Raw genomic sequence first — 10,240 nt, 5'->3', positions numbered from 1 at the left:
AGCACCCTGCGCTGACCGGATCGGGCTAATGAACGTTATCTTGGCGGAAGGGATCAACCTCGGCTTGCGCAAAATGGCGGATGCGACAAACACCCACACCTTCTGGGAATTGATCCGCATTGGACGGTGGCATGTCGAGGGCGAAGCCTATGACCGGGCGCTGGCCATGGTGGTCGAGGCACAGGCAGCGTTACCCATGGCCCGGTTCTGGGGCATGGGCACGTCGGCTTCGAGCGACGGACAGTTCTTCGTCGCTACAGAGCAAGGTGAGGCCATGAACCTGGTCAACGCGAAATATGGCAATACCCCGGGCCTGAAAGCCTATAGCCACGTCTCCGACCAATATGCGCCGTTCGCAACCCAGGTGATTCCTGCAACGGCAAGCGAAGCGGCTTACATCCTCGATGGCCTGCTGATGAACGATGCTGGACGCCATATCCGCGAGCAGTTCACCGACACGGGCGGCTTCACCGATCACGTCTTTGCCGCATGTGCCATTCTCGGCTACCGGTTCGCTCCGCGCATCCGCGACCTGCCATCCAAACGGCTCTACGCGTTCAATCCGTCGGCCGCCCCGGCGCACCTGCGAGCGTTGATCGGCGGAAAGGTCAACCAAGCCATGATCGAGCGCAATTGGCCCGACATCCTGCGCATCGCCGCCACCATTGCTGCCGGGACCGTCGCGCCAAGCCAGATTCTGCGGAAACTCGCCTCCTATCCGCGGCAGAACGAGCTCGCGACAGCCCTGCGGGAAGTCGGTCGCGTCGAGCGCACCCTGTTCATGATCGACTGGATTCTGGATGCCGAACTCCAACGGCGTGCCCAGATCGGGCTCAACAAAGGCGAAGCTCATCATGCGCTGAAGCGGGCAATCAGCTTCCACCGCCGCGGTGAAATCCGCGACCGTTCCGCCGAAGGCCAGCATTACCGCATCGCCGGCATGAATCTGCTCGCCGCCATCATCATCTTCTGGAACACCATGAAGCTCGGCGAGGTCGTTGCAAACCAGAAACGCGATGGAAAGCTGCTATCGCCCGATCTCTTGGCCCATGTTTCGCCGCTCGGATGGGAACACATCAATCTCACCGGAGAATATCGCTGGCCAAAGCCTTAGCGTAGGATTCCGCCCCCTCCCGCAAACGACCCCTTGTACCCGGTTTGGCCCTGTCGGTTGCAGGGCTGCAAGCGGCAGGATCCCGGCCCCTCGCTGGCCGGTTTTCCCCGGTACTTTGGCCGCTGACCAATAAAACAAAGCCCCGCAGGGCGGGGCAATGTGTGACGGCAAGGCCGGTGATCACGGTCGGAGCGGGGGAGGCGGTCACCTGACTTTGTGGAAGATGATGAGGATCAGGGGGACGCAGATCAGGAAGCCCAGGGAGGCCGCGTCAAACACCACACCGGTGGCTTGCATCACCGCGTCCATCATGGCGCGGTGATACTCCAACGAGACGGGGCCGGTCCCGATCACGCTCTCCTTCTCCGCAATGTGCCCGAAACTTGTCGAGGCCACCCCCAGCCAGAGGTAATAGCCCAGCGACACCAGCGCAATGCCGGCCCAACGCAACACGGTTTTGGTCTTACTTGCTGACATGGTTTTCTCCACCTAATAACCCCCCTACCGTGCCGCCAGAGTACGGCGAGACTGTGCCAAGGGCAGACGCGGCCTCGGCCATGGCCCGGTATGCGCGGGTGTCTGGGTTGTCCTCGTTCGCCGGCATCACTCCATCGGTATTCGGGTATTGCCGCCGAAACTCGCTGGTCATATCGACAACCAGCATCGAGGGCTCGGCACTTTTCTTCATCAGGTAACGCTGCAGCGACAACGGTACGGCAAAGTCCTCTTCCGACTCAACCCGCATCTGGGAGTGGGTGGTATAGCCGCCCTGGAACACCACGGATCCCGCCATTTTCAGGCCATCGGTGGCGTGGGTCGTACAGTTCTTCCCGGTTACATCGTACTGATCGATGGTGTGGCCACCGCGCCGGGTCATGTCGCCCATGGTGGGGGTGGGGATCGCCGGCGTCCCCTTTTTCCACAGGCGCTCGAAGTAGGCGCGGGTGATCGCGGGATCCGCGTCATCAATGCGAAATGCCTTGGCGCTCACGCCGTACAAGGCTGTTTGGTAGTAGGTTCGCGCATCCCCGAACTGGAAGAAGTTCAGCACCCCATCGCCAACGGCTCCCAGGGAGCCGCCCGTGCGGCCAAACCGCCCGTAGGTGTAAACATAGGGGTTGTTGTCCTGATGCACCGACACGAAGGCATGGCCGGCGCCGATGATCTCGGTCCACAGAAACACGCCGTTGGCCAGCGGGTTAACCGACTGGGTGCCGTCATAGGTGGGCTCAAGCCAGCAGCCTTGGGCCTGCGCCACGGGTGTGACGCTGATCGGGTGGTCTTTGCGTAGATAGGAGATCGGTTCGGCGGTTGCCAACCGCTTGTCTTGCCATAACCCCAGCCCTTTGCCGTACTGCCTCATACGCTCCGGCGTCATCATGCCCCCTATGGCAGACTCAAAAATGCCATTGTGTCATGTGTGGGTAAGCCGGCCAACCGAGGGGATGGCTTGATAAGTCACGGCCTGACCGTTGCAGTGCTGCAACCAGGGTCAACGCTGGGCGGTAAGCGCAGCGCGGCAGTGTCCTTTTACCCGCCGCTTTGGCCGCTGACCAAAAGCCAAATGCCCCTTGGCCACCCCCACACCCCAAGATGTTGTGTTGCTGCAGCTGGCCGGTGCCACTATATCTAGTGGATCTGCCAAGGATCTGGCCCGCGCCGCCCCCTCCCTGGCTCCCCCCGCGCTTTTGACTTTTCGCGCCATCCGGTAAAACACCCAAACCGGCGCCGGGCCGGTGCGGATTTATTGCCACTGACAGCGGCCCCCGGGATCTGGCATCCTGCCGATCACCGACTCACCCCCGCGACGAGGCTCCCGATGCAGATCGCCCCCCTTGTTCATGATCATGGCCAGGCGCTTGGCCATCTTCACCCGGACGACCTCCAGGAGTGCCCCGCCAGCAACCATGAAGAGTGGCGACTGCAAAACCGGCGCAGGCGCGGCATGTGCCGGCCCAGGGCAGGGGAGGCCGCCAAGCGGGTGGTGCTGTTGCCCATGGCTGGCCAACGTGCTACGTCAGGTCGGGATGCACGGTCTGGGGGCATATCTGCAGCGACATCATGGCTATCCGAGCAGGCCGAACATTGGTTGTCACGGCTAGCCCTGAACCGTGGGCAACTTCCACGTCCAGAGGTGAACTGAAAGCAAAAAAAACCCCGCATAGCGGGGTTCGATCGATTTTTACTGATATCAGTAGCAGTGCTACACGTACTTATTGACCCAGTGCGTAAACATGAATCCTGCGGCGACAACCAGAACGGCAAGAATATTAACAGTAGATGATTGAGCAAGTATTGTGCCTGCGTACTTGTAGACCAGTATTGGTTTTATTGCCAACACTGACCAGCCCAAGAGGATTGGCCAATACCTCGCATACCCCAAAGCCACCGTAATAACGCCTACAATGATGACGGGGATGAGATTGCGGCCTGCATCAACGACAGTATCAAGCGGCACGCCAATTGTTTTGGAAAGCCATAATAAAGCAAGAAGCACCGCGATTGCGATGACAACCACAAAACCACCACTGTTATTCATAGAACGCTCCTGATTTTTCATTATATTGGTGCATATCGAACTCCATTATTTTTGCTCAGCCGGTGGATTTCACCGCCTGTATCTTTGCTGATAAGCCTGGACGGATTGCCCGGGTTTGTGTTGGTCGCAAGTGGCACATTGCAGACCTAGTGCCATGAGACAGCCTTAGGCTGTTTCTGCATGTGCGCTGACGCCGGAGAAACATCGGTGAACAGACATGCAGAATCAGCCAACGAGGGCTTGAATGATAGATTGCGAAAAGGAACTGCCGGCAAGGTGAGGTCCGGGAATTGAAAATTGGGGCCAGGCCGATGGGCCGATCCCCTCACAGGCTCCGAGGACTGCGGCCAGATTACTCTTGTGCACGGAAAGCAGCAAGAGGAGTCGAATAGAAAGCCGAATTGGTGAACACAGTTGGAAATCTGACTCTACGTATCATGCATGCCGATATTAACTGCCATTCATGACAACAGGCTCAAAACCCCACAATGTTTCGACCTCATCAAACCGTGGTGCTTCAGCTCTGCTCAGCCACATCATGATAGCCTCAGTATGATTTGAAGCTAAGTCAATGCCTTGATCCCTGCACTGCTGAAGCCATGTCAATACAGAAGGGGATCTAGAGTCAATAATGATCTCTGTTGACTCCAATTCGATCTGGCAGCGGGATGGAAGAATGCTCGCGTACATGATCATGATTTCGCCCAATGAAGGGGCAGTTTGTGTATCTGTTGCCATAGTGTCTGTCTATCAATTTTTCCCTCGGCAGCATAGCTCAAAGCACTTCCGATAATCGGGTGTCAAAAGACAGGGGGGTTTTTGCATCCCTGTAGATAGCCTGTAGAATGCCAGAAAACATATGAAAATGAGTGGGTTATGACGCAAGAATTCGGCAAAACATTCAAGGTTTACCGGCAGGATCTATCAATGGCCGCCACCTTCCAGGCAGTGAAGGCTCAGGCCGGTTATCTAACTGTGCGACTTGAGTTGGCCCCCATGTCCGGAAGCAATGCGCACTGGGAGAATAAGTGGGGGATTAACATTTCATTCAAGGAGCTGCATGCAGTTGCGTCCGTCCTAACTGGCATTAAGAAGACTTGCACAGGCACATTTCATGGAGAAGGGAAAAACCATAGTTACGACTTTTCAAACAATGGGGCAGGGATACAATTGGTGATACATTTTGCAGGTCATCGCCGCTCGATAACCCTCAACGGAAGTGATTCATTTTGGTTGTCTACCCTGGTCATTGATGCCATTGCGAAAAATGCCCCCCCGGGGTTTGCAAGCAATCTCATAATGCCGCTCATCCAAAGAACTCAGTTTTGATCCGATTATTACTTGGCGCCAATTACCACTCATTGGCGCCATGAACATTGAGGCGGTTTATAATTCTTGGTTAATTATCCCCCCCCTCGGAATAGCGGCTAAATACATCTTCCTCTGCAATAACAGCTCGCATTTCATCCCTACTCGTTTCAGTGTAAATCGAGGTGGTTGATATGTTTGAGTGCCCCATCAAATCTGACACTGTTTGAATGTCACTACGTTTTAGATTTTTTTGTGCGAAGGTATACCTTAGGTCATGTGGCGTGGCTCTCTCAATACCAGCCAAGATCAGCCTTTGCTCCATCATACGGTTTACGCTTGAACGGTCGAGAGGTCTCAATTGCCCAAGCATGTGAGTCGGAATCCGCTTCCTAATTACATCATTCTCTGTATATCGTACCGCTTTACCACCTCTATTGATTGAGCAGAATAATGGCCCAAGGTCATCACCTCTGACCTCTGTCCAATTTCCAAATATTTCACGCAGCCCTCTAGGCATGGGCAGTGTTCTTGGCTTATTCCCTTTACCTTTGTATACCAGCAATTCCCCATCAATAGCACCAGCCCACCGAATATGTTCAATCTGTAGGCCAACAACTTCCATCCGCCGTAATCCACACCCCCTCATAACAGACAGCATTGCCATATCACGAAGTCCTTTTGGGCTTTGATCTGCCCCCAACATACTGAATAAACACGATATTTCTTCGTCAGTTAAGCTCCTGTGGGGGCGAATTTCGCCACGCCCTTGCGAACCCTTGATGTTCTTTGACGCCATGATAGCATCATATTCGCCTTGATTTTCATCCGGGATCATCCGTAGCAATTTTGCAGTTTTTAATACTGAGCGAATCATGCTCATATGTCGATGTATCGTCTTTGGGGCTAACCCTTGTTGTTCGAGATAACGCATTGTTATCTGGTAATGATTGGACGTCATAAGATGCCACGGAGCAACTTCAGGTTCTGAGCTATACAATAGCTGGCTTATTTTACCTAATGTTGATTTCGCCGTCGAACGGCTGCCAGAAGATAGTGTAGCGAGGTATCCTGTATATGGTGAATCAGGAAATTGGTCAATTCTGCCAGCAAGTGTGTTATCACCGTACCGAGCGAGAGTTGTTGACTGCCTCTGCATGGTAGACTCCCTGCTGTCCGCGGGAATTAATTCACCCTTGAATTTATTCAACTAACCTTCCCCCCTAACATGCGTAGCATTTCGTTCATAGTCTGCAGTTTTGCTTCCTGCTGAATAATTACAACTCTTGCCGCTTTTAGTTCATCCTGTGCGACCGTGGCATTGTTGTTGGCAGCAAGAATTTGTTCTGAAAGCTGAACAATATCATATTCAAGTTTATGTACTTTCATAACTAACTGTTGCTCTGCAAGCCCAGCATTTTGCAACTGCTGACGCAGGGTTTCGCATTCGTTCTTTACTGTATCCATGTCGGTCAATTGGTTCTGAAACATGAGAGCCTTATGCTCTAGCTCAATGCTATTCCGCTGGCATGAACGCAATGCTTCTTGTGTGGCGTCAAGCTGACTTGCTTGGGCAAGTAATTGATCTTTGGCCTGGAGCAATTCCGCCTTTGACGAGGAATTTTCAGATTGAAGTTGACCTACGGTGGAATGGGATTCAGCAAGCTGACTCTGTAATTCAACGCGTTGCGCAGTCGACATATCGAGGGCTGATTGTAAACGGGTGGCTTCGAGCTGAAACGCTGTCGATTTTTCTTTTTCATTCTGGGCTATTGCTTGAGTGTCATCGACAAGAATCCTGGCGTCCTGCAAATTATCTGATGCCATTTCGAGCGCAGAGGTTAGTCTAGCCACTTCCAACTTGGAAGAACTTAGGGCTTCTGAAACTTCGGCATGCCGATTTTGAAGCTCCTGAGCCTGCGCATTCATCTGGTCATTAAGTGCCTGCTGCCGTTCGAGTTGTTCCACCAACACAACATTCTCTGCCTCGATTGCCTCGATTGCTGATTCATTCATCTTGGCCTGATCATCCATTCGACGCCGCTCGGCAAGTAGGTCCATTTGTGAGCATTCTGCCGCAATGCGCCACACCTGCTCGATGAGTTCCATGCCGGCGGCCGATACCGACGAAGGCACATTAGTGCTGCTCGGGGCAGGGCGATTTGCGCTTTGCCATTCCCTCAACACCGGGCCGACCTGGGAGTTAGAGCCACGGCCTAGCCTTTGAATAATGAGCTTGTATGTTGGCGCATGGCCAGTAGAGGCAACCTCCTCAATGGCATTCCAGATATCGTCTCGCTGCAAGGCTACCTTCGTTTTCATATCCCCTCCCAATGATGATCGCTCAAAAATATTAACTTTGTAGTGTGTAGTATGTCCCTACATACGACATTACACAACAACCAGAAGCGTGCATGGAGGTAAGCGGCGCTAAAATCCGATTCACAATCTATACCAGCCGTCAAGATAACCCACTAAAAATACATAACGCAATGAAATGTATATTCTATTGCGTTAGATTTCTGCTGGGGGTAGGATTGCACTTGTCGTTGTAATCATTGCTACATTGCGACATTACATGCGATGTGAATGAATCCATGGCCATATGCTACCAGTCACGATATGGTTGATGAGCTGGAAAACAAAGAAGAAGGAGGATGTGTGAGGAGCTTGTTTTTGGGGGTTGACCACCGATTTGTCGCGCTGGCCTTTCTGGGGTCCACGGTTGCGGCCGGTTGCGCACTGCGGTTTGGGTCTGGAGCAGATTTCGCAGCTGGTTATTATGCACTCACAGCGCTGATCATGGCCATAGGACTAGGGTGCCTGTATGGCGGGGTATCAGCGAACTACCAGGGCTTAAGTTGGCAATTATTCCAGTACCCATACGACACAGGTGCCCGTGCCCGCCTGGCATCGCTGTTGGTTATTCGCCGCCGAGCAGCGATTGGGTTCGGAATTGCAATGGCAATGACCAACAATTGTCTTATGTTGGCGGCATTTGGGAGCGATGTATTTTCTGTCACTTCACTCGGGGTATTGGCGGGAGGCTTTTTCGTGTTGGCGTGTCAGTGGCATTCCAAAAGGAAAGTGGCTTAATACGAACTTGAATGCGATTGATGAATCGTCAAAAAAGCCCACTCTCTTTGAAATCTAGCGCCTTGAGCTACCCATTTCCCAAAACGCCTCGAATCGTCATCTCTCACGATGTAGATCTGCACTCTCAGGCGCAAAAGGCACCGAAATCGGCTGCACTTTCAGGAAGTGTCATCTCCCATGGACGAGGTGTTGGCTCGTAATAACGGATCCCTACCGTTTTAGCAGCGTTCTTCATCTCGCTCAATATCAATTTAGCAGAGTTCGCGACAGCGAATCGGTGTGATGGGAGAACTGAACTGATTCCTTCCTGCAGGAGGGATGGATAAAAATGATTGGATTGAATATCACCGATACCAACTTGAATGCCGACTGCATCATATATTTCGGCAAGCCCTTTGGTATCTAAACGTTCGGGAAACATGCCTAGTGAATCTGGGGTTCCCATTAAAATAAAATGTTTATTGTGTGCTAGCAGTGCGACATGCTTTGTCACGGTTTCAACGAAACGATAATCAGCCAATATTTGCATGCTAATTGGGATGAACATTTTCGGAGCTTCACCAATAGCATCACGAGGAATGCTTTTCCAAACATCCAATGCTTTACCAAGAAGGTATGAACCAAGTAAAAACTCTACATCGTAGGTGTAGGTTGCAAAGCGCATAGAAAGCGGTAAGCGCAGTACAAGTGCGTTCGTAGTATCCCCATCAGCCGGGAATACCGGATCTAGGGTAAGCTTGATGCTATCAGCAGCAATTGCCTGGCGAGCCAATTGAGCCGCCGTGAGTTTGTCTGGTTTCATGTTGTTATGTTTTTTTCTCCGCTTGTCTTTAGGCATTGTGACACACCTCCGTAAGCGAAATTAATAGTCAGCTGAGGTGATGGTTTTTCACAGCAGCAATCACAGCATGGCAGTTCGGGACTCAAATTACAACTAACCAAATGTGTGGTTTGGCTACATTACAATGCCTGACCACATGAAAATGTTAACATACTATTACGCGCTTCATTTCATTTGGCAAGGTAAACCCCCTCCTTCGTTCAGCGTTGCGCAAGGTAATCCAACTCTCCTATAGCGCCTCTCATACGTAACCCATTTCATTTCCCTTCATTTTTCCCAGAACTCCCCCCTACCCCCGCCAATGGTATTGAGCTTCGCACAAAGGAACGGCTGAGACAGGATCGGACGCAGGCCTCAAGGGGTAACAACGCCACCCAACAGCCAAGGCCGAGACCTTGAATCCGCACCCCATCAGCAGGCACCACCCACAGTGATGGGTGCTCTAGGTCCCGACAGCCAGGCGGGACAGGCCCCTCCTGCAACACATACCAGCCAGCGGTGGCCGGCTGCCCGCCAGATACACCTTGCCGGACGCAGCACCGGATCCCTTTCCCCGCTCCCACCCTGGGCCCCGAGCTCGTCGACGACCCAGGGCGCCGGATCCCGGAGACGGCCCGGGGACAACCTGCAGCACCGGACCACCCACCGGTGGCCACCCTGGGCCCTGGGCTCGTCGGCGGGCCGGGAGCCACCTGCAGAACCGGTTCACCCGCCGGGCCGCCGGCAGTGGCCACCTTGGGCACCGAGCTCATCGGCGACCCGGGGCACCAGGTCCCGACCCCCGCCCGGGGGCCACCTCCCCACCGGATCACCCGCACGGCCACCGGCATTGGCCACCTGCAGCACCGGTTCACCCGCCTGGCCGCCGGCAGTGGCCACCCTGAGCCCTGGGCTCGTCGGCGGGCCGGGAGCCACCTGCAGAACCGGTTCACCCGCCGGGCCGCCGGCAGTTGCCACCTTGGGCACCGAGCTCATCGGCGACCCGGGGCACCAGGTCCCGACCACCGCCCGGGGGCCACCTCCCCACCGGATCACCCGCACAGCCGCCGACAGTGGCCACCCTGGGCCCCGAGCCCGCGGCGGCCCGGGGCCCACCGCGCACCAGATCACCCCCCCACCCGCCGCCGCTGGCCACCTTGGGCCCCGAGTTCGTCGACGACCCAGGGCACCGGATCCCGGCGCCGGCCCGGGGGCAACCCGCAGCACCGGATCACCCGCACGGCCACCGGCATTGGCCACCTGCAGCACCGGTTCACCCGCCTGGTCGCCGGCAGTGGCCACCCTGAGCCCTGGGCTCGTCGGCGGGCCGGGAGCCACCTGCAGAACCGGTTCACCCGCCGGG

At 54.6% G+C, this 10,240-nt stretch carries 9 protein-coding genes; 3 read left to right on the top strand and 6 right to left on the bottom strand.

The annotated features are described in order from the left end of the window. Positions 1-1,114 (top strand): Tn3 family transposase (locus PG887_RS20905; protein WP_270822816.1); only part of this gene is annotated, 1,114 nt, incomplete at its 5' end. A gap of 204 nt (positions 1,115-1,318) precedes the next feature. Here PG887_RS20905 and PG887_RS20900 read toward each other — a convergent pair. The 3 genes from PG887_RS20900 to PG887_RS20890 form a co-directional block, all read right to left on the bottom strand. Further along, positions 1,319-1,591: a hypothetical protein gene (locus PG887_RS20900; RefSeq protein ID WP_042041025.1), complete on the bottom strand. Its 273-nt coding sequence runs from the start codon at positions 1,589-1,591 to the stop codon at positions 1,319-1,321. After that, positions 1,578-2,477 (bottom strand): hypothetical protein, encoded by a 900-nt coding sequence (locus PG887_RS20895; RefSeq protein WP_254203949.1) that lies wholly within the window; start codon positions 2,475-2,477, stop codon positions 1,578-1,580. The genes PG887_RS20900 and PG887_RS20895 overlap by 14 nt, the downstream gene beginning before the upstream one ends. Before the next feature lie 840 nt (positions 2,478-3,317). Beyond that, positions 3,318-3,653, bottom strand: a complete 336-nt coding sequence (locus PG887_RS20890) for a hypothetical protein (RefSeq protein WP_210538567.1) — start codon at positions 3,651-3,653, stop codon at positions 3,318-3,320. 876 nt (positions 3,654-4,529) lie between these two features. Between PG887_RS20890 and PG887_RS20885 the strand changes: the two genes are divergently transcribed. After that, complete coding sequence (locus tag PG887_RS20885; RefSeq protein ID WP_210538566.1) at positions 4,530-4,982, top strand: hypothetical protein; 453 nt, start codon at positions 4,530-4,532, stop codon at positions 4,980-4,982. Between the two features lie 70 nt (positions 4,983-5,052). On the opposite strand, the gene PG887_RS20880 is transcribed toward PG887_RS20885, so the two are convergent. Together PG887_RS20880 and PG887_RS20875 are read right to left on the bottom strand one after the other, a co-directional pair. After that, entirely contained in the window at positions 5,053-6,171 is a 1,119-nt protein-coding gene (locus PG887_RS20880; protein WP_210538565.1) for a tyrosine-type recombinase/integrase, read from the bottom strand. Continuing rightward, complete coding sequence (locus PG887_RS20875) at positions 6,168-7,283, bottom strand: DNA-binding protein (protein ID WP_210538564.1); 1,116 nt, start codon at positions 7,281-7,283, stop codon at positions 6,168-6,170. The genes PG887_RS20880 and PG887_RS20875 overlap by 4 nt, the downstream gene beginning before the upstream one ends. A gap of 300 nt (positions 7,284-7,583) precedes the next feature. Here PG887_RS20875 and PG887_RS20870 point away from each other — a divergent pair, with 300 nt between their 5' ends. Beyond that, positions 7,584-8,057 (top strand): hypothetical protein, encoded by a 474-nt coding sequence (locus PG887_RS20870; RefSeq protein WP_210538563.1) that lies wholly within the window; start codon positions 7,584-7,586, stop codon positions 8,055-8,057. Positions 8,058-8,181: 124 nt separating this feature from the next. Here PG887_RS20870 and PG887_RS20865 read toward each other — a convergent pair whose 3' ends face one another. After that, a complete protein-coding gene (locus tag PG887_RS20865; RefSeq protein WP_210538562.1) occupies positions 8,182-8,895 on the bottom strand; it encodes a hypothetical protein in 714 nt (237 codons plus the stop codon). Between the last annotated feature and the right edge of the window lie 1,345 nt (positions 8,896-10,240).

Origin of the sequence: Aeromonas sp. QDB14 (genome assembly GCF_027707845.1) — a bacterium.
GTDB classification, from domain to species: domain Bacteria; phylum Pseudomonadota; class Gammaproteobacteria; order Enterobacterales; family Aeromonadaceae; genus Aeromonas; species Aeromonas caviae.
Note: the sequence above shows the minus strand (reverse complement) of the source record. Positions and strands in the feature narration are given on the sequence as shown.

Excerpts from the sequence above, each read along its gene's own strand:
- PG887_RS20885 (WP_210538566.1), top strand. The coding sequence starts at position 4,530 with ATGACGCAAGAATTCGGCAAAACATTCAAGGTTTACCGGCAGGATCTA.
- PG887_RS20865 (WP_210538562.1), bottom strand. The coding sequence starts at position 8,895 with ATGCCTAAAGACAAGCGGAGAAAAAAACATAACAACATGAAACCAGAC.
- PG887_RS20890 (WP_210538567.1), bottom strand. The coding sequence starts at position 3,653 with ATGAATAACAGTGGTGGTTTTGTGGTTGTCATCGCAATCGCGGTGCTT.
- PG887_RS20895 (WP_254203949.1), bottom strand. The coding sequence starts at position 2,477 with ATGAGGCAGTACGGCAAAGGGCTGGGGTTATGGCAAGACAAGCGGTTG.
- PG887_RS20900 (WP_042041025.1), bottom strand. The coding sequence starts at position 1,591 with ATGTCAGCAAGTAAGACCAAAACCGTGTTGCGTTGGGCCGGCATTGCG.
- PG887_RS20870 (WP_210538563.1), top strand. The coding sequence starts at position 7,584 with ATGGTTGATGAGCTGGAAAACAAAGAAGAAGGAGGATGTGTGAGGAGC.
- PG887_RS20875 (WP_210538564.1), bottom strand. The coding sequence starts at position 7,283 with ATGAAAACGAAGGTAGCCTTGCAGCGAGACGATATCTGGAATGCCATT.